This is a genomic window from Celeribacter indicus (genome assembly GCF_000819565.1).
GTDB classification, from domain to species: domain Bacteria; phylum Pseudomonadota; class Alphaproteobacteria; order Rhodobacterales; family Rhodobacteraceae; genus Celeribacter; species Celeribacter indicus.
In genome coordinates, this window is record NZ_CP004393.1 from 368,328 (window position 1) to 388,947 (window position 20,620).

19 protein-coding genes, 1 tRNA gene, 1 pseudogene and 1 other annotated feature are annotated in these 20,620 nt (G+C 65.7%); of the genes and pseudogenes, 12 read left to right on the forward strand and 9 right to left on the reverse strand.

What is annotated here, in order from left to right:
* Positions 1-20 precede the first annotated feature (20 nt).
* Entirely contained in the window at positions 21-728 is a 708-nt protein-coding gene (locus P73_RS01835) for a Crp/Fnr family transcriptional regulator (protein ID WP_052452992.1), read from the reverse strand.
* Positions 729-908: 180 nt separating this feature from the next.
* On the opposite strand from P73_RS01835, the gene P73_RS01840 reads away from it, so the two are divergent.
* Positions 909-2,339, forward strand: a complete 1,431-nt coding sequence (locus P73_RS01840; RefSeq protein ID WP_052452993.1) for a cytochrome P450 — start codon at positions 909-911, stop codon at positions 2,337-2,339.
* Between the two features lie 16 nt (positions 2,340-2,355).
* Positions 2,356-3,507, forward strand: coding sequence for an alkane 1-monooxygenase (locus P73_RS01845; RefSeq protein WP_052452994.1), 1,152 nt, complete (start codon positions 2,356-2,358; stop codon positions 3,505-3,507).
* A 119-nt stretch (positions 3,508-3,626) separates the two neighbouring features.
* Here the strand turns inward: P73_RS01845 and ubiV are convergent, their stop codons facing one another.
* From ubiV to ubiT, 3 genes are read right to left on the reverse strand one after another with little or no spacing between them, the layout of a single operon-like run.
* Positions 3,627-4,553 (reverse strand): ubiquinone anaerobic biosynthesis protein UbiV, encoded by a 927-nt coding sequence (ubiV, locus tag P73_RS01850; RefSeq protein WP_043868208.1) that lies wholly within the window; start codon positions 4,551-4,553, stop codon positions 3,627-3,629.
* Positions 4,554-4,584: 31 nt separating this feature from the next.
* Positions 4,585-5,562 carry a ubiquinone anaerobic biosynthesis protein UbiU gene (gene ubiU / locus P73_RS01855; RefSeq protein ID WP_043871321.1) on the reverse strand — a complete coding sequence of 326 codons (978 nt, stop codon included), beginning with the start codon at positions 5,560-5,562 and terminating at the stop codon, positions 4,585-4,587.
* The gene (gene ubiT / locus P73_RS01860) at positions 5,562-6,110 is read right to left on the reverse strand and encodes a ubiquinone anaerobic biosynthesis accessory factor UbiT (RefSeq protein ID WP_043868209.1); all 549 of its coding nucleotides are present in this window, start codon (positions 6,108-6,110) and stop codon (positions 5,562-5,564) included. The genes ubiU and ubiT overlap by 1 nt, the downstream gene beginning before the upstream one ends.
* Positions 6,111-6,263: 153 nt before the next feature.
* Here ubiT and P73_RS01865 point away from each other — a divergent pair, with 153 nt between their 5' ends.
* From P73_RS01865 to P73_RS01875, 3 genes are all read left to right on the forward strand, one after another.
* Positions 6,264-7,784: a UbiD family decarboxylase gene (locus P73_RS01865; protein WP_043868210.1), complete on the forward strand. Its 1,521-nt coding sequence runs from the start codon at positions 6,264-6,266 to the stop codon at positions 7,782-7,784.
* Complete coding sequence (locus P73_RS01870; protein ID WP_043868211.1) at positions 7,781-8,347, forward strand: UbiX family flavin prenyltransferase; 567 nt, start codon at positions 7,781-7,783, stop codon at positions 8,345-8,347. The genes P73_RS01865 and P73_RS01870 overlap by 4 nt, the downstream gene beginning before the upstream one ends.
* Before the next feature lie 180 nt (positions 8,348-8,527).
* A complete protein-coding gene (locus tag P73_RS01875; protein ID WP_052452995.1) occupies positions 8,528-9,442 on the forward strand; it encodes an META domain-containing protein in 915 nt (304 codons plus the stop codon).
* Between the two features lie 42 nt (positions 9,443-9,484).
* Here the strand turns inward: P73_RS01875 and ilvD are convergent, their stop codons facing one another.
* Both ilvD and P73_RS01885 read right to left on the reverse strand, forming a co-directional pair.
* Positions 9,485-11,329 (reverse strand): dihydroxy-acid dehydratase, encoded by a 1,845-nt coding sequence (ilvD, locus tag P73_RS01880; protein ID WP_043868212.1) that lies wholly within the window; start codon positions 11,327-11,329, stop codon positions 9,485-9,487.
* Between the two features lie 334 nt (positions 11,330-11,663).
* Positions 11,664-12,722: a LacI family DNA-binding transcriptional regulator gene (locus P73_RS01885; protein ID WP_043868213.1), complete on the reverse strand. Its 1,059-nt coding sequence runs from the start codon at positions 12,720-12,722 to the stop codon at positions 11,664-11,666.
* A 463-nt stretch (positions 12,723-13,185) separates the two neighbouring features.
* Between P73_RS01885 and P73_RS01890 the strand changes: the two genes are divergently transcribed.
* From P73_RS01890 to P73_RS01900, 3 genes are all read left to right on the forward strand, one after another.
* A tRNA-Arg gene (locus P73_RS01890) sits at positions 13,186-13,262 on the forward strand.
* Between the two features lie 280 nt (positions 13,263-13,542).
* The gene (locus P73_RS01895; protein ID WP_202966933.1) at positions 13,543-14,133 is read left to right on the forward strand and encodes a DUF4145 domain-containing protein; all 591 of its coding nucleotides are present in this window, start codon (positions 13,543-13,545) and stop codon (positions 14,131-14,133) included.
* Between the two features lie 278 nt (positions 14,134-14,411).
* The gene (locus P73_RS01900; protein ID WP_043868214.1) at positions 14,412-14,792 is read left to right on the forward strand and encodes a hypothetical protein; all 381 of its coding nucleotides are present in this window, start codon (positions 14,412-14,414) and stop codon (positions 14,790-14,792) included.
* A gap of 222 nt (positions 14,793-15,014) precedes the next feature.
* Here P73_RS01900 and P73_RS01905 read toward each other — a convergent pair.
* Positions 15,015-16,237, reverse strand: a protein-coding gene (locus P73_RS01905) for an IS3 family transposase (protein WP_420836116.1) whose coding sequence is annotated in 2 segments (ribosomal slippage) — positions 15,015-15,949 and positions 15,949-16,237 — 1,224 coding nt in all. Because the reading frame shifts where the segments join, the coding sequence is not laid out codon by codon here.
* Positions 15,840-15,956: a sequence feature (AL1L pseudoknot), on the reverse strand. It overlaps the preceding gene by 117 nt.
* Positions 16,238-16,453: 216 nt before the next feature.
* On the opposite strand from P73_RS01905, the gene P73_RS01915 reads away from it, so the two are divergent.
* From P73_RS01915 to P73_RS01930, 4 genes and pseudogenes are all read left to right on the forward strand, one after another.
* Positions 16,454-16,969 carry an aromatic ring-hydroxylating oxygenase subunit alpha gene (locus P73_RS01915; RefSeq protein WP_245629220.1) on the forward strand — a complete coding sequence of 172 codons (516 nt, stop codon included), beginning with the start codon at positions 16,454-16,456 and terminating at the stop codon, positions 16,967-16,969.
* Positions 16,954-17,241, forward strand: a pseudogene (locus tag P73_RS01920) (TRAP transporter large permease subunit); the annotation flags it as partial. The gene P73_RS01915 and the pseudogene P73_RS01920, both read left to right, overlap by 16 nt.
* A gap of 86 nt (positions 17,242-17,327) precedes the next feature.
* Positions 17,328-18,389, forward strand: coding sequence for a maleylacetate reductase (locus P73_RS01925; protein WP_043868216.1), 1,062 nt, complete (start codon positions 17,328-17,330; stop codon positions 18,387-18,389).
* Positions 18,390-18,925: 536 nt separating this feature from the next.
* A complete protein-coding gene (locus P73_RS01930; protein WP_043868217.1) occupies positions 18,926-19,552 on the forward strand; it encodes an outer membrane protein in 627 nt (208 codons plus the stop codon).
* Between the two features lie 54 nt (positions 19,553-19,606).
* Here the strand turns inward: P73_RS01930 and P73_RS01935 are convergent, their stop codons facing one another.
* Positions 19,607-20,305: a winged helix-turn-helix domain-containing protein gene (locus P73_RS01935; protein ID WP_043868218.1), complete on the reverse strand. Its 699-nt coding sequence runs from the start codon at positions 20,303-20,305 to the stop codon at positions 19,607-19,609.
* On the reverse strand, positions 20,277-20,567 hold the full coding sequence (locus tag P73_RS01940) for a hypothetical protein (protein ID WP_043871324.1): 291 nt from the start codon (positions 20,565-20,567) through the stop codon (positions 20,277-20,279). The genes P73_RS01935 and P73_RS01940 overlap by 29 nt, the downstream gene beginning before the upstream one ends.
* Between the last annotated feature and the right edge of the window lie 53 nt (positions 20,568-20,620).

Here is a 20,620-nt window from a genome sequence, read left to right on the forward strand (position 1 = left end):
GGCGGGGGCCGTCCCCGAGGTCAGCTCCCGCCGGCCCGCGCCAGGGGCGCGCGCACGCGCACCTCGCGTCCGTCGATGCGGAACGTCCCCTCGGCTTCGAGCCGGCGGACAAGGCGCGACATCGTCTCGCGCTGCACGCCGATCAGATCGGCCAGGTCGGCGCGGCTCAACGGCAGGCGCATGCGCAGCTCCACGCCTTCGCGCGTGCCGTGGCGCTCCATCAGCCAGTTCAGCAGGGCGGCGAGCCGTTCCTTGTTGTCGAGAGTGGCCGCGGCGATGATGCGTCGGTGGCTGCGGTCGATCTCCTCCAGACTGCGTTCGAGCAGCCGCTCGAGAAGCGCCGGATGGTCGCGCAGGAGCCGTCCCGCGCTCCGCCGTCCTACAGTGCAGACCCGAGAGGGCAGCAGGGCCCGCGCTTCGGTCTGGTGCACGCCCCGGCCGAGGAAGGAGCGGAAGCCGACGATCTCCCCCGGATAGGCGAGGCGCAGCAGGATCGACCGGCCGTCGGGATGATGGCTGCGCAAGGCGATCAGCCCCTTCGAGACGCAGAACACCCCACGATTGTCGCTGCCCTGGGCGAAAAGCACCTCGCCCGCCGCGAGTTCGCGCCGCGAGAAGCCGCGCGCGAGCTGCGTCACGGCGTCGGATCCGGCGACGGGGCGCCACAGGCTTGCCTCGTAGAACCGGCAGCGGCCGCAGGGATGGGACGGATCGGAAATCTGGGGCATGATCGGGTCGCGCTCAAATGGAATTCATGAAGGATTTTGCCATCATAGTGCGGCGACGTGGCGGCGGGCAGTGCGACGCAACGTATCAGCCGGGGCAGGGCGGGCAGGAGATGTGACACCCGTCACAGACCGGCGGCAGGCGGGCGGCTATCACCGACGCAAAGCCGGAGCCAGATCCAGATGACCGACCGTCCCTTGCCCATGTCCGCAGCGCTCGCATCTGCCGCGCCGTTGCCGCCGAAACCGGCGGCGCGGGCGGGGCGGGTGTCGCTTTTCGGCTATCTGCGCCTCTTCCGGCGTGACATTCTCTCTGCCCAGCCCGGACATCTCTTTCGGGCCTGGATGGCGGAGATGCGCACGCCCTTCTTCCGATCCTTCCTGTGCAACGATCCCGAGCTGGTGCACCGCGTGCTTCGGGGACCCGTGCGCGACTTCCCGAAGTCGGAGCGGGTGCGGATCGGGCTGCGGCCGCTGCTGCGCAGCTCCGTCTTCATCAGCAACGGTGCGCTCTGGGAACACCAGCGGCGCATCATAGATCCCGCGTTCGAAGGCGGGCGGCTGCGCGAGGTCCTGCCGGCGATGTGGCAAGCGGGACGCGCGGCTGTGGCACGGCTCGCCCCGCTTGCCGATGGTCGTGCGCTGGAGATCGAGGCGCAGACCAGCCATGTGGCGATGGATGTGATCTTCCGTGCGCTGTTCTCGCAACCGATCGAGAGCGGGATCGCACAGGCCGCCCTTGTCGCATTCCGTGACCACCAGGCGGCGCATCCGGTGGCCAATGCCGCCGCGATCCTGCCCTTTCCGAAGTGGGTGCCGCGGTGCCATTCGCGCGCGGTACGGGCGAGCGCGGCGCGCATCCGCACTCTGATCGTCCGGCTCACCACGATGCGCGCGGCGGAGATCGCCGCGGGCACCGCGCCGGATGATCTGGCGACAAGGATCATGACCACCCCGGATCCGGAGACGGGCAGGGTGTTCGACACCGCGGAAATGGTCGATCAGGTGGCGATCTTCTTCCTTGCCGGACACGAGACCTCGGCGGCGGCGCTCGCCTGGGCCCTCTACCTGCTCGCCACCCATCCCGACTGGCAGGAGCGGGTGGCCGCAGAGGCCGGGGCGGTGCTGGGCGCCGGTGCCGAGCCGGATCTCGCCACGCTGAAACGTCTGGAGACGAGCCGGGCCGTCTTTCGCGAAGCCCTGCGGCTCTACCCGCCGGTGCCGATGTATGTGCGCGAGGCGGCCTGCCCGATGCGGTTCCGCGCCCGCAGGGTGCCGAAGGGGGCACAGATCGTGATAAGCCCCTGGCACCTGCATCGCCACGAACGGATCTGGGAGAATCCCGACGGGTTCGATCCCGCCCGCTGGAAGACCGGGAACGGCCGCGAGGGGCTGCGCCTGGCCTATATCCCCTTTTCCGAGGGGCCGCGGGTCTGTCCCGGTGCGGGATTTGCCATGGCGGAGGGGCCGCTGCTGTTGTCGATGCTGGTGCACGTCTTCCGTTTCGACCCCGTGGCGGGAGACGTGCCCGTGCCCGCCGCCCGGCTGACGCTGCGCTCCGCCGACGGCATCCGCCTGCGGCTCCGTCCGCGCCTTCCGACACCCTCCGCATGATCCCGAGGACACGCCCATGACGGACACTCTCCCGATCGCTCCCGCCGCCGCACGTCTCAGCGCATGGCCCTACTGGCTGACCGTCACCTTCGTGCCGCTGGTCGCTCTGGCGCTCTGGCAGGGCGGCTGGACGATCCTGCTGATCCCCTTCTACGGTTGGGTGCTGATGCCACTGCTCGACACGGTTCTGGGCAAGGACCTGCGCAACCCCGACCCCGACACGCCGGACAGCGAACTCTTCGCCTTCCGCCTGCTCACCTGGATCTGGCTGCCGCTCGAACTTTGCCTCGTCTACGGCGCAATCTGGTGCCTGACCCATCTGGACGGCTATTCCACGGCGGAGACGCTGGGGATCATGTTCGCGATCGGCGTCACCACCGGCACGGTCGGGATCGTCTACGCCCATGAGCTTTTTCACAAGACCAACCGGTTCGAGCGCAATCTGGGCGATCTGCTCATGGCGCTGGTGCTCTACGGTCATTTCCGCACGGAACACCTGCTGGTGCATCACCCCTGGGTCGGCACGCCGCGCGACACCGTGACGGCGCGCTACAACGAGGGGTTCCACCGCGCCTTCTTCCGGATTTTGCGCACCGGCTTTCCCTCCGCCTGGCGCGCCGAACGGGCGATGCTCGCGCGGCGCGGGCGGAGCCCGTGGCATCGCAGCAATCCGATCTGGAAATATCTCGCGCTACAGGCCCTCTTTCTCGCCTTTGCCTTCGCCGTGGGAGGATGGGCTGGCATCGGCCTCTTCGCCCTCCAGGCCATCGTGGCGATCTGGCAGCTCGAGCTGACCAATTATGTGGAGCATTACGGGCTGACCCGCAAATACCTGGGCGACGGGCGATATGAGCCGGTGAAGCCGCATCATTCCTGGGATTCGGCGCATCGGGTGTCCGGTCTGCTGCTGATCAACCTGCAACGCCATGCCGATCACCACCTGCATCCGCTGCGCCGGTTTCCGCTCTTGCAGATCTACGACGAAACACAGGTGCCGATGCTGCCGACCGGCTACCCGCCGATGACTTTCCTCGCGATGATCCCGCCGGTCTGGCGGCGGATCTTCAACCCGCGGGTAAAGGCATGGCGGCGGCAGTTCTATCCCGAAATCACCGATTGGACCCCCTACAAGACCGGGTCCTTGCCGATGCCGAGGGGCGCGGGCTGATCCCTTTCCGCCCCCTCGGCGCCTGTGCCGGGCGCGTCCCAACACTCCGGCACAGGTTCCCTTCGTCGCAGCCGCCGCGTGACGTGACTGGCGCGGCGGCTGCGCGCTGCGCGAGGCATTCAGGCGCCGCCCGCGGGTTCCGCCTCCTCGGTCGACCAGTCGGCGCCGCGCGTGCCCGTGAGGAACCCATCCGAAAGCCGCATGGGTGCCGCCGCGTGCAGCCGCCGCACCGCTTCGCCGGGATCAAGGCGCCCGTCGAGGGCCGCCCGATAGAGCGCGCAGATCTCGCCGAAGCCTGTGGATTGCGGCGACAGGCGCAGCGCCGCCACCCCCGCCTCGCGCAGCGCGTCGATCTGCTGCAATGCGCAGGCATGGCTTTCCGAGAGAGTCTGTACGCCGTTCATCGCCAGAAACGGCTGGCCATCGAGCGTTTCCACGGTCAGCCCGTCGGAATCGGCCTCGCAGGCAAACTTGCAACTGTCCTTCGTGCGCCCGTGGAGCCGCGCGTGATAGCACCGGCCCGAGATTGCGAGCGGCACCCGTCCGTGACCCCAGACCTCGACCGTCACGCCCCGCGCCGCGCCTTCGCGCGCGAGCACCGCCACGGAAGCGAGCGGCAGCTCCGGCGGCAGGCAGATCCGCCGCGCCCCCCGCGCCGCGAGCCAGGCGAGCGTCGCCTCGTTGTAGACGTTCACGAGCGGCCCGACCGAGAAGGCTGTGCCCGCAGGCAGCCAGGCCAGGGCGGTGAGATCCGCGATCTCGATCCCGGCGCCGGCCTCGGCGGCGGTGCCGATCAGGGCCTGCGCGGCACGCCGTTCCCGCGGCAGGGTCACCAGCGCCAGCGTGGAGAGCGCCACGGTCTTGCCCGCCGCGCGCATCCGCTCCACCGCCGCGCCCAGCTCCGCCGCCACGAAAGGCTCGCGCTTCGAGCAGACCGCCTCTCCCAGCACCACATGCGAGACCGGCGCATCGGCGATCTCCTCGTAGAGCCCGAGGCGGCGCGGCTGCGGCCAGAAGAACAGGTTCGGTCCGACGGTGAGGTCCATTTTCACTCCTTCCCTGCCGGTCGGCGACCGGTCAACGCCATGTCTTGCGATAGGCGCCGGTGGTGGTGGCCTGCCCCTCCGACAGTGCGGCAAGCGCCGTCTCGGGCAGCGGGTGGCCCGCCGCGAGCGCATCCACCGCGGCGCGGAAACTCGCCACCACCTGCGCCACATAGGCCCGCGACCGCTGCCGCCCCTCGATCTTCAGCGCGCGTACCCCGGCCTGCGCGAGCTGCGGCATCAGTTCGGTCGCGTTGAGGCTTACGGGATCCTCGAAGAGATGGCCCTCCGTCCCGCTGGCGCGGAAACAGCCCTTGCACAGGGTCGGGTAGGGCGCGCTTTCGCCGGCGCGGACGCGATGGATGGTAAAGCCCCCGAGTTTCGCATCGAGCTCCCCTGCCGTCTCGTGATAGGAGACGTGACTGGCGGGCGAACAGACGCCGTTCATGTTGGGTGACAGCCCCGTCGCATAAGAAGAAAGCGCGCAGCGGCCTTCGGCCATCACGCACAGGCCGCCATAGACGAAGACCTCGGTCTCCACGTCGGTCTCGGCGTTGATCGCCGCGATCTCGGGGACGGAGAGCACACGCGGCAGCACCACCCGCTTCACTCCGAATTCGCGGCCGTAGAAATTGATCACCTCGGCATTCGAGGCTGCCGCCTGCACCGACAGGTGGCGGCGCAGGCCGGGATGGCGGTCGGCCGCATGGGCGAGCAGGCCGGGATCGGCTAGGATGACCGCGTCTGCCCCCGCCGTCTCGGCATCCGCGAGCGCGCGGTGCCACGGGCCGGCCTCGCCTGCGCGGGGAAAGGTGTTGATCGCCACCAGCACCTTCACCCCGTGCGCATGGGCGAAGTCGATCCCCGCCCGCATCTCGTCCCGCTCGAAATTGAGACCCGGAAAATTGCGCGCGTTCGTCGCATCGGCAAAGCCGCAATAGACGCTATGCGCACCCGCCTTCACCGCCGCACGCAGCGCCGCCGGCGTGCCGGCCGGGCAGACGATCTCCATCACCATGGCAGCGTCTCCGCGGGACGGTGCAGCACCACGCCCGTGTGTCGCTCGACAAGGCCAACGAACGGGCGGAGCCCGGAGGCGAGCGGGCCGGCAAATGCGAAGATTTCCTCGCTCAGGTCGAGTTCGGCATCGTCGAGCGCATTGCGCAGCGCCAGCACCGCCGCGGTATCGCCCTCGATCGCGAGGTCGCGCGAAAAGAACAGCGCATCCCCGTCGAAGGCGCCGTGCACGAGGCCGAGGAGCGCCGAAAGCGATCCGGCGATGCGGGCCGTGGCCTGCGCCTGCGCGCTCCGGCGCAGAAGCGTGACGCGCGGGCGTCCTCCGCCAGGCTCGAGCAGCAGCGCGAAGGGCAGGTCGGTCGGATCTATGAGAAACCGCGCCTGGCCATGCGCGCCCAGCCGCCGGAACATGGCCGGATGGCGTGTCGCCACCGCGCGGGCGTAGCGGGTCAGGCCGAGGGAAAGCGCACCGGGCGGGGTGAGGGCCAGCGCCTGTGCCAAGGGGCGCGGAACACGCGGCAGGCTTGGGCGGGTGTCGGACATCTTTCCTCCTCGGCGCGGTGGCTCCCCCGCTCTTAGGCGATTGTGCCGCTGCGGGATGTGACGATCGTCACATCCCGGCGGGCTTCTTTCTGCTAGCTCCGGCCGGACCCGGCGCGCAGACCCTTGCGCCGCCAGACAGACCGGAGCTCCCCCGTGCGTACCCTGCCCGAATTTCCAACCCTGCGCCGTTTTCTCGACTGGTGTGCGGCGGAGGGCGAGCTGGCCTCCATTCCCGATCCCGTGGCGCTCCGCCACCAGATGACAGCCGTCCACCGCCGGGTACTCGAGGCGGGCGGTCCGGTCCTGCGTTTCGAACGGCCGGTGGACGCGGAGGGGGCGGTGCTGCCGGTGCCGGTGGTGACCAATCTCTTCGGAACGACGCGGCGGGTGGCCGCGGGGCTCGGCATCGCTCCGGAAGGGCTCGACGCCCTAGGTGCCTTTCTCGCCGCGCTGCGCACGCCCGAGGCGCCGGACGGGCTGCGCGGGGCGCTGGCGCAATGGCCGATGCTGAAGGCGGCCCTGTCGATGCGTCCGCGCCTGCTGCGCCATGCGCCGGTGCAGGAGGAGGTGCTGACCGGCGGCGACATCGACCTCGCGCGGCTGCCGGTGCCGACGCACTGGCCGGGCGACGCCGGGCCGCTGGTCACCTGGCCGGTGGTGATCACCCGGCCAAGGGACAGCAGCGCCGACGAGGTGGGGCGCTACAACGCCGGGATATACCGCGCGCAGGTGATCGGGCGCGACCGGCTGATTCTGCGCTGGCTCGCGCATCGAGGCGGCGCGGCGCATCACCGGTCCTGGCAGCAGGCGGGCGAGGCGATGCCGGTGGCGGTCGTGCTCGGTGCCGATCCCGCCACGCTGCTCTCGGCTGCGCTGCCCTTGCCCGAGACGGTCTCGGAGCTGAGCTTCTCGGGCGTGATGAACGGGCGCCGGCCGGAAATGGTGCCCGCGCGCACGGTGCCGTTGATGGTGCCCGCCGGGGCGGAGATCGTGCTCGAGGGCCGGGTCGCGCCGCAGGACACCGCCCCCGAAGGTCCGTTCGGCGACCATACCGGCTATTACAACCCCGCCGAACCCTTCCCGGTGATGCAACTGAGTGCCCTCACCCGGCGCCGCGCGCCGCTCTACCTCTCCACCTATACTGGCCGCCCTCCCGACGAACCGGCCATCGTCGGCGAGGTGTTCAACCGTCTCGCGCTGCCCACGATCCGGGCCCAGATCCCGGAGATCCGCGATCTCTGGCTGCCGCCGGCGGCCTGCTCCTACCGCATTGCGGTGATCGCCATCGAGAAACGCTATCCAGGGCAGGCGCGGCGGGTGATGATGGCGCTCTGGGGCATGCTGGCGCAGTTCAGCTACACCAAGATGATCGTCGTCGTGGACGCCGATATCGACCCGCGCAACTGGGACGACATCGCCTGGGCGCTGGCGAGCCGGATGGACCCGGCGCGCGATGTGACGGTGCTGAAGGACACGCCGATGGACTATCTCGATTTCGCCTCGCCCGAACCGGGGCTCGCAGGCAAGATCGGCATCGACGCCACCACCAAGATCGGCGCGGAGACCCATCGTATCTGGGGCGAGGTGATGCGCACCGCGCCGGAGGATGCGGCGTTTGCCGACGAACTGTTGCGCCGGGTGATGCCGGAGCTGATGCCGGGGCCGGGCGCATGACCGCGCCGCGCGTGGTCCTGGGCGTGGCGGGCGCCTCGGGGGCGGCGCTGGCGCTGGCCGTGGCACGCGGACTGCGGGTGCGGGGGGTGGAGACGGATCTGGTGGTGAGCCGCGCGGCCGAACGCACGCTTGCCGCGGAACTCGGCCCCGATGCGCTCGCCGGCTTGCGCGCGCTCGCGACCCGAAGCCATTCGGTCGGGGATGTCGGTGCGTCGATCGCCTCGGGCTCGGTGCCGGTTGCGGGCATGATCGTCGCGCCCTGTTCGATGCGCTCGCTCGCCGCGATTGCGCATGGCTTCGACGACAGCTTGCTGACCCGCGCCGCTGGCGTGCAGCTGAAGGAACGCCGCCCGCTGGTGCTGATCGCGCGCGAGGCGCCGCTCACGGCCGCGCATCTGCGCAACATGCTGGCGGTGACGGAACTGGGCGGAATTGTGTTCCCTCCGGTGCCGGCCTTCTACCTCGGCCTCCCGAGCCTTGAGGCGGCGGTCGAACAGATCGCTGCCCGCGCCATAGACCTTCTGCGTCTCGGCCCGGCGCAGGCACGGCAATGGGACGGCTGATCCGGGTCGGCACGGGTTCTGGCCGGAGGGCGGCCGCGCGTGACGGCTCTGTCCGGCTCCGCGTGCACCGCGGCCCCGCCTCACATTGACGTCAGATCGGCCGGGCGCACCGCTTTGCGTTTTGCCCCTTTCCACTGTCAGGCTACTGTCGGAGCAGCTCGTTTCACGAAAGGTCGTCACATGTTCCCCAGAGGTCTCTCCGTTCTTCTCGCATTCGCCCTCGGTGCTCCGGCGGCCGCGACCCCTTTCGGTTTCGAGACGCGGGTAACCTGTGAGGCGGAGGCGGGCGTCGTGGGGTTTGCCGGCGACACCGCCCTGCTGTACCTCCGCGGATCCCGGTTCGACCTGATGCGCCTTCCCTCCGCCTCCGGGGAGAAATACGCGACCGAGACCGGCGACACGGTCTTTTGGCTGCAAGGGGAGGAGGCGCTGTTGCAGGTGGCGGGAACGGGAAACCAGTCCTGCGCCCTGACACTTCCCGACACGCCCTGGCGGGCCCAGGGCAACGAACCGGGCTGGATCCTGACGGTCGAGGAGGGGCGGCTCTCCGCGCAGCTTGACTACGGCGAAACGGAATTCGAGGCTGATCTCACCGCCCCGGTGCGCGAGGGAGAAAGCCTGGTGCACACGCTGCCCGATCACGATCTGACACTGAGCCTGTCGCGGGAGATCTGCTACGACGGGATGAGTGGACAGGCCTATCCGGAGAAGGTCACCCTCAGGCTGGGTGAGCGGGAGCTGTCCGGTTGCGGAGGGCGCACGCTCGACCTTCTTGCCGGGGCGAATTGGCAGGTGGAGACGATCGACGGGGCGGTCCCGGTCGAGGGGCGGATGCCGGAGCTTTCGATCTCCGACGATCTCAGGGTCGCGGGCACTTCCGGGTGCAACCGCTTTTCAGGCGGTCTCGAGATCACCGGGGAGGGCATCGCCTTCGGCCCGATGGCCGCCACGCGGATGATGTGTCCGGCGGATCTCATGGCGCAGGAGACGGCGCTCCTCGATGCGCTTTCCTCGACCTCCCGGTTCGAGATCGCCGAGGACGGGGCGCTGGTCCTGCACGGACCGGAGGGACCGGTCCTCACCGCCCGCCGCTGACGCGAAACGCCGCCCGATGGGGCGGCGTCCTGTGCCTTGCGCTTAGCCCGCGTTCTCGGGCAGGATCCGCACTCCGCCCTTGTCCGCAGAGGAGGCGAACATCGCATAGGCCCTGAGCGCGGTCGACACCGCGCGCGGACGTTCCTCGGTGGGTTTCCAGGGCAGCGGCCCCTTCGCCTCGCGGCGCGCGGCGAGGGTGGCATCGTCGACCTTCAGGTTGATCGTGCGGTTCGGGATGTCGATCTCGACGATGTCGCCGGTCTCCACGAGCCCGATCAGCCCGCCCTCCGCCGCCTCCGGGGAGACGTGGCCGATGGACAGGCCGGAGGTGCCGCCGGAGAACCGCCCGTCGGTCAGGAGCGCGCATTTCTTGCCCAGCCCCTTCGACTTCAGATAGGAGGTCGGGTAGAGCATTTCCTGCATCCCCGGCCCGCCCTGCGGCCCCTCGTAGCGGATCACCACGACTTCGCCCGCCTCGACCTTGCGTGTCAGGATGCCGTTCACCGCATCGTCCTGGGATTCGAAGACATGCGCCGGGCCGGAGAATTTCAGGATGCTTTCGTCCACGCCCGCCGTCTTCACGATACAGCCGCGCTCCGCGATATTGCCGAACAGCACCGCGAGACCGCCATCCTTCGAGAAGGCATGATCGACCGAGCGGATCACCCCGCCCTTGCGATCCGTGTCTAGCTCCTTGTAGCGGTTTTCGGTAGAGAAGGCCTGCGTGGTGCGCACCCCGCCCGGCGCCGCGCGGAAGAACTGTTCGGCCTCGGGATTGTTCGCGACTGCGATGTCCCACTTGGAGATCGCCTGCGCCATCGTGTCCGCATGGATGGTACGCACATCGCCATGCAGAAGCCCGCCGCGATAGAGCTCGCCCAGGATGGAGAAGATACCCCCCGCGCGGTGCACATCCTCCATGTGGACGTTGTGGATGTTCGGCGCGACCTTGCACAGGCAGGGCACCTTGCGCGAGAGCTTGTCGATGTCCTGCATGGTGAAATCCACCTCGCCCTCATGCGCGATGGCCAGAAGGTGCAGAACCGTATTGGTCGACCCGCCCATGGCGATGTCGAGGCTCATCGCGTTCTGGAACGCTTCGAAAGTCGCGATCTCGCGCGGCAGCAGCCCCGGCTCCTCGCCCTCGTAATGGCGTTTGGTGATCTCCACGATCTTGCGGCCCGCCTCGAGGAAAAGCTGCTTGCGATCCGCATGGGTCGCGAGCGTCGAGCCGTTGCCCGGCAGCGCGAGACCCAGTGCCTCGGCGAGGCAGTTCATCGAGTTCGCCGTGAACATGCCGGAACACGATCCGCAGGTCGGGCAGGCATTCGCCTCGAATTCGTTCACCTGTTCGTCGGTATACTGATCATCGGCGGCCGCGACCATCGCGTCCACGAGGTCGACCGCGCGTTCCAGATCACCGATCTGCACCTTGCCGGCTTCCATCGGCCCACCGGAGACGAAGATCACGGGAATGTTGAGCCGCATCGCCGCCATCATCATGCCGGGCGTGATCTTGTCGCAATTGGAAATACACACCATCGCGTCCGCGCAATGCGCGTTCACCATGTATTCCACCGAATCCGCGATCACCTCGCGCGAGGGCAGGGAATAGAGCATCCCGTCATGCCCCATGGCGATGCCGTCATCGACCGCGATCGTGTTGAACTCCTTGGCGACACCGCCCGCCTTCTCGATCTCCCGCGCGACCATCTGGCCCAGATCCTTGAGATGGACATGGCCGGGCACGAATTGCGTGAAGGAATTGACCACTGCGATGATCGGCTTGCCGAAATCGCTGTCCGTCATGCCGGTCGCGCGCCAGAGGCCGCGGGCGCCGGCCATGTTGCGGCCGTGTGTGGAGCGACGGGATCTGTAATGTGGCATTGTCTTGGCTTTCCTGTCTGAACGGCTGAGGGCCCGCGGTGAGGCGGGCTTTGACGCTCAATAAGACTTTCGGCGCGCCATTTCCAGTCACGAGGGGATGTGCAGCTTTGAATAAAGTTGCTCCGGGCTCCTCCCTCCCCGTATTCGTGGCAGAGCCGCAGCGCCTTGCAGAACGCCGGAGAGGGAGACGGCCGCCTCTCGCCGCATGTCGCGACGCCTCCGGACAGTTGGGGCGACACCCGCTGAGACACGTGGGGGAAGCGGCGCGGCCGCGGGCTCCGACGTCCCTTTTTTGCACGCCATCCTTGCGCTGGCTGCCTGGTGGCGAGCGACCCTAGAGAGGCTTCTTGCGCCGCTTCAGCGTATCCCCGAGCTCGATCGAGGGTTCGAGCGTGATCACCTCTCCCATGCCTTCCTGCGGGTTTTCGACGCGCTGCGCGATGATGCGCGCGGCGGCGCGGCCGATCTCGATGCGGCAGGAATCCATCGTCGCGAGCCTGCGCGGCAGACCGTCGATGAATTCAATCCGGTTGAAGCCCGCCAGCCCGATCTCGCCCGGCACGTCGATGCCCTTGTCGAGACAGTAAAGCAGCCCCCCCGCCGCGATCATGTCGTTCGAGTAATAGAGGAAATCGAGCGGCTCTTCCTCGTTGCGCTTCAGGATCGCCTCGGTCATCTCCCGTCCCTTCGCGAGAGCCGACCCGCCGGAATAGAATTCCGAATCCACGATCTCGAGCCCCGCCTTCGCCAGCACCTCGGTGAACCCCTCGAAGCGCTTGCGTGCGCGGTGATCGAGCGGCATCTTCGTGCCGAGAAACCCGATCCGCCTGTAGCCCGAGTCGATGATCTCCCGCGCCATCTTGCGCCCGGCGCGTCGGTGGGAGATTCCAACAGCCGAGTCGACCGGTTCCCCGTCCGTGTCCATGATCTCCACGATCGGAATGCCCGCGGCGCCGAGCATCGCCTTTGCCGCCTCGGTATGTTCAAGCCCCGCGATGATGACGCCGGACGGCCGCCAGGACAGCATCTGGTAGAGCACCGCCTCCTCCCGCTCGGGCTTGTAATGGGTGACGCCGACGACCGGCTGGAGCTCGGTCTCGTCGAGAATCTCGGTGATGCCGGTCATCACCTCGGGGAAGACCATGTTCGACATGGAGGGAATGATGACCGCCACCAGGTTTACGCGGCTCGAGGCCAGGGCGCCCGCGATCTTGTTCGGGACATAGCCCAGCTCTCGTGCCGCCTCGAGCACCTTCGTGCGGGTCGCTTCGGAGACGTCGCCCCGGTTCCGCAGCACGCGGCTGACGGTCATTTCCGACACGCCGGACGCCTCGGAGACGTCCCTGAGCGTCAAAGGCCGTCTTGCCGGCGTGTTCCTCGAACCCTGTGACATCGCGCGACCTTTCGTTACCCCGTTCCGTTTCGCTCACTCTACATCATAACGCGTCCTTGTCCACGCGTCGCACATCGGCTATGTTAGCGATAACAGTCGTGATATGCCGGACCATTCCCTCCGGCGCGCGTCCGAACTGTGCGATGCGCTCCTCAGGCGCCGGGCCCGCGCCCGCGACGCCCGGAAAGGATCGCCGAGGGGGAGGGGTGGGCCAACTTGCTCCCCCTCGCTATTGCCCTTCCCTGCCGCTGAACACGCTCCTGAAGCGCCTTACCCGCCTCAACACCCTTGTGCATGGCGTTGTGAACGGGCAAAAGGAGTTCCGCGTGGTCCCGTGGCTCAACTGGATAGAGCAGCCTCCTAAGCGGAGGGTCCGGGGCCGAAAGAAGATGGAGAGACATGCGGTTAGGAAAAAGGCAGCCTTGCACGAACCGTGTTCCGAACCGTATGAAGGTGAAAATTAGGCCCCGTGGCTCAACTGGATAGAGCAATCCCCTCCTAAGGGATAGGTTGCAGGTTCAAGTCCTGCCGGGGTCACCATCTTCTCCTTGATTTTACTCGATATCCTGTGCGCGAACCGTGTTCCTCTGGGCTGCGAACCGTCGCCCAGAAGGTTTGGTGTGCGCCCTTTGTTCCATCTCCCCGTGCGTCATGCTATGGCTTGGGCGATTTCCAGCATCAGCGAGTTGCCCATGAAGTACGTCCCGCCGTCCGTCCGAGAAGCCGCGTTCAACTGCCCTAATTGCCGAGCGTTCTCACATCAGGAGTGGTTTGGGCTCGGGGCGCGGGAACTGCCGAAAGCACAGAGCGCGGTCGTGGCTTGGTCGATGCGCTTTCCTACCAGCAAGAACTTGCGCCGACGCTATTCGAACTCAAGCATGGACAGAACAATATTGGCGTTTCCAGCGTTCTCGCAAGTCGTTGCGTTAGCTGCAACAAGATCGCGATTTGGGTTAACAACTCCATCGCCTACCCCCAAACAGGCGAGGCTCCGGCGGCGAACCCGGACATGCCCGATGACATTCGGCGGGACTATGACGAGGCAAGCACGATCCTCGACCAGTCGCCCAGAGGGGCGGCAGCACTTATCCGCCTTGCTATCCAGAAGCTTTGCAAGGAGCTGGGCCAGCCCGGAAAGAACATCAACGACGACATTGGCGCCTTGGTGAGGGGCGGTCTCGACCCAAGGGTGCAGCAGGCTCTCGATGCCGTCCGCGTCATCGGGAACAGCGCCGTGCATCCCGGTCAAATCGACCTGCGGGACGACCGGGCGACAGCGGAGACGCTCTTTAAGCTCCTCAACCTCATCGTGGACAAGACCATATCCGAGCCCAAGGACGTCGCAGAGGTCTATGCCTCGCTGTCGGAAGGCGCGGTGAAGGCTATCGAGAAGCGCGACGGCAAGGCATAGGTCCGCACACCTGCTCAGGGAAAACTTGCTGTTGACGCACGACCCTGGCGGCCCCATCTTCGGGATAGGTGGGCCAAGCAGAAGCGCGGTCGCTTAATTGCTCCCCTTGAAACGGGGGCTGCCCTTTGGGTGCGAACGGTGAAGGCCCTCATCGCGGATTACTACGCCGGTCCGCGAGCCGACAAGACCAAGTGTAACCCCGGTTGCGCTGGCTGTCCGCTGTCTGTGCGCCCGCGTGGCCCGATCCGTCTGTCAGCGTTCCGAATCAAAGGAGCCAAATGGATGGCAAGCAACTACTGGCGCAGCGGCGAGGGCCGCATTGTTATCGAAGCAATTGCACGCTGGATCCTCGCGGAGCAGCACTGCGGGGGCTCACGGTATGGGACTACATCGACGGATATAGCACCTTGGCGCAGTTGGGCGTCACCGCAGAAAACGCCGCGAAGACGCTCAAGCCGCAGATGCCCACCGCCCACGAGCACTACAACGAGCATGGCGGCAGCAGCCGTGTCTACCATAGTTGGGAGGAGTGGTTCAGCCATCGGCTGCGCAACCGCATCTTCTACTTCTTCCACAAGCACGGTCCCGACCGGGGCACCTACCGTTGTGTTGCCGAATGGCCGTTGGAGGAGCCGCAGCGCCCGAAGGTTCCTGCCTGACACCACCCCGAAAAGGTCACGCCGGGGCCATCCGGCGCAGCCCACAGGGCAAGGCGCTTCCGGCCACCGGGAGCGCCACCCTCTGGACGGTCGGTTTCGGGGTAGATAAAGCCACTAGTTGTTCTTAGGTGCGGGCATTTCTTGATTAACTGACCCCGTGAATCGCTGCAAGTTCTCGGAAACTGAACCGCTCCGGGTTTGCCGGAGGCTGTTTGGTTTAAGTTATGCGGCTATGGTCTTAGTTACCAGAGCTGCGTAGAAGTTTGCCTCTGCTTCCGCTGGTGGGATGTTCCCGATGGGCTCGAGGAGGCGGCGATTGTTGAACCAGTCGACCCATTCCAGAGTGGCGTATTCCACGGCGTCCAGACTGCGCCACGGGCCACGGCGGTGGATGACCTCCGCCTTGAAGAGACCATTGATTGTCTCGGCCAAAGCGTTGTCATAGCTGTCACCGACGCTGCCGACCGAGGGTTCGATTCCTGCCTCGGCCAAGCGTTCGGTGTATTTTATCGCCAGGTATTGCGATCCGCGGTCTGAGTGATGGATCAGTCCCACACCAGGCTGCCGCTGATGAACAGCCTGTTCCAAAGCGTCGAGAACGAAGCCTGTGTGAGCCGTGCGGCTGACGCGCCACCCAACGATCCGGCGCGCGAACGTGTCGATCACGAATGCCACATAAACGAACCCTTGCCAGGTGGCGACATAGGTGAAATCGCTGACCCAGAGCATGTTCGGTGCCGGCACCCGGAATTGCCGGTTTACCTTGTCCATCGGGCACGGCTGCTTCTTGTCAGGGATCGTCGTTTTATGCGGCTTGCCCCGGATGACGCCCTGCAGGCCCAAATCCTTCATCAACCGGGCTATCGTGCATCGGGCCACATCAAATCCTTCCCGCCGCATCTGGCGCCAGACTTTGCGCACGCCATAGACCTTGTAATTCTCATCGAACACGCGCTCGATCTCGGGGCGAAGCTCGTCGTCGCGCTTGAACCGATCCGAGCGCAGATCAGGGTCGGCCCGTTTGGCCAGATGATCGTAGTATGTGGACGGGGCAATCGGCAGGTGCTTGCAGATCGGCTCGACCCCGAGCTCTCCACGATAATCGTCGATAAAGGCGATCATGACTTCGGTCGGCGGTCGAGCTCCGCCATCGCAAAATACGCCGACGCCTTCCGCAGGATCTCATTCGCCTGCTTGAGTTCGCGGTTCTCGCGCTCCAGCGCCTTCATCTTCTCGGCCATCTCGGTACTGACCCCAGCACGGTCGCCACGATCAATCTCTGCCTTTTTGACCCAGTCATTCAGCGTGTTCGTCGAACAGCCTATCTTCGCCGAGATCGATACGATCGCTTGCCAGCGGCTCTCATGCTGACCGGCGTTGTCCAAAACCATACGAACCGCTCGCTCGCGCACTTCAGGGGAATATTTGTTCGTTGTCTTGCTCATGATGCTCCATCCTACTCAAGAGTTGGAGCCTCCGGCAAACCCGGAGCGGTTCAGATGGTGGGGCTCGGGGGGGTGGGCTGGGAGGCCGCCATATGAAAGGAACTGACATGTCTCTCGATATGCCGAAGTTCAGCGATCTCGATGCGCTCTATGACGACAAGAACGCGAAGGTCGCGACCGCGATGTACGAAAGATCCCGCCCTCTTCGACGAAGAGATGGAGAAGATCTTCAGGAACACCTGGGTCTGGGTCGCGCATGACAGCGAGTTTCCCGACAAAGGATCGTTCAAACTGTCGCAGGTCGGCTTTGAGCCGGTGATCGTGGTGCGCGACCGCAAGGGCAGGATACACTGCATGGTGAACCGCTGCCGCCACCGTGCCGCGACGATTTGCGAGGTGAAAAAGGGCAAGTCCTCGTCCTTCCAGTGCCCCTATCACGGCTGGGGCTACGGTCTCGACGACTCCCTGCGCGCGCTGCCTTACCCGGAGCAATACGGCGACGATTTCGACAAGGCCCGGCACGGGCTCCAAAAGCTGCGGACCGAGTCCTATAACGGTATGGTCTTCGCGACCTTCAGGGAAGATATCGAACCGCTTGAGGATTTCCTCGGCGAGGGGGTGCGCAAATACATCGACCTGTTCATGAAACAGGGCGGCGGCTTTCCGGTGAAGGTGCTGGGCGAGCATCAGTTCTCCGTGCCGATGAACTGGAAAGTGAGGGCCTGTCGATGATCACCCTGACCGTGCCGATCTTTTATCCGATCGTGGCCGCGCAAGGATTCGATCTGATCTGGTTCGGGATCTATGTCGTGATCGTGACGGAGGTGAGCTATATCACCCCGCCGGTGGGGCTGAACGCCTTCGTGTTGAAATCCGTGGTCAAGGATGTGCAACTCGGTGCGATCTTCCGCGGGCTCGTGGCCTTCCTGGCCGTCGACGTCCTGCGTGTCGCGCTCATCCTGGCGTTCCCGTTGATTGTCCTTCTCGTTCCCAACATGATGTGACGCGGCAAAAGAGCGGCGGGCCGTCCGGCAGGAGACCCGCTGCGGCGACCCGTCCGAAATACCTGCCCTTTTCCCCAAAGGCTCTCATGAGAGATTTCACCTACCTGTCCCATACCCGCCGCATCCTGTTCGCGCCTGGAGCACGCAAGGCCCTGGGCAATGAACTGGATCGGCTGGGCATGACCCATCCGTTGATTGTGACGACAAAGCAACGGGCGAGCTTGGTTGACCAACTCTCCGATACGCTCGCGCATCGCGACTGGACCTTGTTCCCCGAAGCGGCCATGCACACGCCTGTCGCCGTGACCGAAGAGGCACTTCGCCGCTTCGATGCCTGTGGTGCGGATGGTGTCGTTTCGGTCGGCGGCGGCTCCACCATCGGGCTGGGCAAGGCGCTGGCCGGACGCAGAGGCCTTTCGCACATCAGCCTCCCGACGACCTATTCCGGCTCGGAAATGACCGATATTCTGGGTGAGACCGAAGGCGGTCGGAAAACCACGCGTCGCGCGCCCGAAATCCGCCCCACGACGGTGATCTACGATGTCGAACTGACGCTCGGTCTGCCGCTCGGCATTTCGGGCCTGTCGGGGATGAACGCGATGGCTCATGCCATCGAGGCGCTCTATGCGCCGCATGCGAATCCCGTCACGGATCTCATGGCGCTCGAGGCTATCGGCGTTCTGGCAAAATCGCTGCCCGACCTGGCGGACGCGCTGGACGACGTCGACCTACGCGCAGATCTGTTTTACGGCTCCTGGCTCTGCGGGCTTTGCCTGGACGCGGCGGAGATGTCGCTTCATCACAAGATTTGTCACACGCTGGGCGGGAGTTTCGATCTGCCGCATGCGGAGGCACATGCCGTCATGCTGCCTCATGCGCTGGCCTATAACGCGCCGGCTATCGCGCCGGTCATGGCGCGGCTGGTTCCCCTGCTTGGCGCCGACCCTGCGCGCGCCCTGTATGACCTGTCCCGGCATCTGGGTGCACCGCAGTCGCTCTCCGACCTCGGCATGCCGGAGGACGGGATCGCGAAGGTCGCGCAGATGGCGTTGGAAAATCCCTATGCGAATCCCCGACCGCTCGCAGCCGGCCCGCTGACAGAGATGCTGACGCGCGCATGGCGGGGAAACGCGCCGCTATATAGGTGAAGCTTCTTGCCCTCCGAAAACACAGAATAATACCATGTAAATAATTGATTCAAAATGAATAAAGTCCAAAATTGAACTTGGGTCAGGTGCTCCCCACCCGCGGAATTCACCAGCCCGGCCTCCACCCGTTTCCCGCATGTCCTGCAACGTCCACAGGGCCGGCGCGGGCGAATCTGTGCGGCGGCAGACGGCAGACCTCGGCCTTGTCAATGGGGGCGCTCTATCGGAAATCCATTCGCTCCGGCATCCGGCCCGCCCCATCGCGCGCTGGAAGGATCCCCGACAGTCCTCCCGAGGCGCGCCTGAGCGTGTTTCGGCGATCTTTCGGACAGGACCGATGCCAGCGCCGCCCGGTCGCGCGACGGCTGCCGACCCCGCTGCGCGCCTGCGTCGCGGGCAGTTCAGCGGATTTTTGCCATGAGATATTTCTGCAACAGGTGACGGTTCTCGTTTTGCTTCTTGCACCTGGAGGGGAGGACGCCGCGGATCGAAGACCTATCTTTCGTCCACCATCACATCTTACAGGAGTGTAAAGAATGAAACGTTACCTCATCGTCTCAGCCCTGGCCCTCGGCACCGCCGCCCCCGCTTTCGCCGGCGGCTATTCCGAGCCGGTCATCGAACCCGCACCGGCCCCCGTGGCGGTTGTCGATCCGGGCGTGGACTGGACGGGCTTCTACGCCGGTCTCCAATACGGCCAGGGCACGGCGTCCCTCGACTTCGACGACGACATCCTTGTTGATGCCGATGACGAAGACGACTTCGACGCCTACGGTCTGCATGCCGGCTACATGTGGGACTTCGGCCAGTGGGTCGCGGGTGCCGAACTCGACTACAACAAGGCGGATTTCGACGAAGCCGATGAGGCCGATCTCGTGCGCCTCCGCGGCCGCGCGGGCTACGACCTCGGTCGCTTCCTGCCCTACGTGACCCTCGGCGTGGCGAACATCTCCTCCGATTTCACCGACGTGATCGACGACGATGCCGACTTCTCCGAAACCGGCGTCACCTATGGTATCGGTGTCGACTACCTCGTCAGCGACCGTTTCTCGGTCGGTCTCGAATACAGCAAGCAGGACTTCGACGAGGTGGAAGAGATCGGTGGCGAGAGCATCGACCTCGACGCGGAAATGGTGCAGATCCGCGCCGCTTACCGTTTCTGAGCGCGTTTCTCCCGCAAAACAGGGGAGCGGCCCGCTGGCCGCTCCCTTCGCATGTCAGATCATCTTGATCACGTCGCGCGGACAGGACAGCATGTAGCCCTTGCGCGCGATATTCTTTACCAGAAGCTCACTCACCATCTGGTTGCCGAGCGTGTCGCGCAGCCGCTTGATCCGCGTCGCCCCGGCCGCCTCGTCGCAATCCGCCGCCGCGCGTCCCGAGATCACCGCCTCGATCTCCGCCCCCGAAAGCACATCGTCGTCGAGCCGCGCCTCCGCGAGCACCGACAGCGTCTCGAGCGCGGCGGGCGTCAGCTTGAATTCCATGTTGTTGAGATAGACCGTGTTCTCCGCCCGCGAGATCAGCAGCGAGGACACCTCGATACCCCGCTTCTCGATCTCCGACATCCGCCGGTTGAGCGCCACGATGGTGATGAGAAAGACGAGCGTCGCGACGAGGAGCGCGCTCGAGAACAGCAGGAGCACGAAGATCACCATGCGGTAGGAGGTGAGCGTCTCCGCGAAACTCGTCCCGGACTGTGCGAGGATCTCGAGCAGCTTGATCTCCGCCCGCGTAGTCAGATCGTTCTCGACAAAGATCCGTTCGACCCGCGCGTTGAACGCATTCGCATCCGGCAGGTTCAGGAACAGCAGGACCGCCGCCAAGAGCAGGATCGCGACCACCGCAATCACGCCGTAGACGACGACTTTCGAAACCTTGCGGCTGTCAGTATCGGAGAAAATAGTCGCCAGCACGGTCCTTCACCTCGCCCAGTCTGTCCGCGGGGATCATCTCCACGATGGAAAGGAGAATCCAGCCGTCTCTGGCGAGCCGCCCGGCCAGGACCTTTCCGGCGGCCTCCTTCGAACAATTGCCATCCCCCACCTCGGCCACACCGAAATGGAGCTGGAGCGGATCGTCGCGCTTGGCCTTGTAGCTCGCATAGCATTCGGCGGAGGCGAAGGCGGGCGCGAGGCAGAGCACGGTCATGAGTGGGAGAAAGCGGCATGTCTTCATGCGCCCCTGCATGGCGCAGATCGCCCTGCTATTCAATAACAGAGCACAGGGCG

Coding starts and splice junctions, on each gene's coding strand:
- P73_RS01885 (WP_043868213.1), bottom strand. CDS start 12,722: ATGTCACAGGGTTCGAGGAACACGCCGGCAAGACGGCCTTTGACGCTC.
- ubiU (WP_043871321.1), bottom strand. CDS start 5,562: ATGGAGATCGTCTGCCCGGCCGGCACGCCGGCGGCGCTGCGTGCGGCG.
- P73_RS01845 (WP_052452994.1), top strand. CDS start 2,356: ATGACGGACACTCTCCCGATCGCTCCCGCCGCCGCACGTCTCAGCGCA.
- P73_RS01925 (WP_043868216.1), top strand. CDS start 17,328: ATGAGAGATTTCACCTACCTGTCCCATACCCGCCGCATCCTGTTCGCG.
- P73_RS01915 (WP_245629220.1), top strand. CDS start 16,454: ATGGAGAAGATCTTCAGGAACACCTGGGTCTGGGTCGCGCATGACAGC.
- P73_RS01900 (WP_043868214.1), top strand. CDS start 14,412: ATGGATGGCAAGCAACTACTGGCGCAGCGGCGAGGGCCGCATTGTTAT.
- P73_RS01870 (WP_043868211.1), top strand. CDS start 7,781: ATGACCGCGCCGCGCGTGGTCCTGGGCGTGGCGGGCGCCTCGGGGGCG.
- P73_RS01840 (WP_052452993.1), top strand. CDS start 909: ATGACCGACCGTCCCTTGCCCATGTCCGCAGCGCTCGCATCTGCCGCG.
- P73_RS01835 (WP_052452992.1), bottom strand. CDS start 728: ATGCCCCAGATTTCCGATCCGTCCCATCCCTGCGGCCGCTGCCGGTTC.
- P73_RS01930 (WP_043868217.1), top strand. CDS start 18,926: ATGAAACGTTACCTCATCGTCTCAGCCCTGGCCCTCGGCACCGCCGCC.
- ubiT (WP_043868209.1), bottom strand. CDS start 6,110: ATGTCCGACACCCGCCCAAGCCTGCCGCGTGTTCCGCGCCCCTTGGCA.
- P73_RS01940 (WP_043871324.1), bottom strand. CDS start 20,567: ATGAAGACATGCCGCTTTCTCCCACTCATGACCGTGCTCTGCCTCGCG.
- ilvD (WP_043868212.1), bottom strand. CDS start 11,329: ATGCCACATTACAGATCCCGTCGCTCCACACACGGCCGCAACATGGCC.
- P73_RS01875 (WP_052452995.1), top strand. CDS start 8,528: ATGTTCCCCAGAGGTCTCTCCGTTCTTCTCGCATTCGCCCTCGGTGCT.
- ubiV (WP_043868208.1), bottom strand. CDS start 4,553: ATGGACCTCACCGTCGGACCGAACCTGTTCTTCTGGCCGCAGCCGCGC.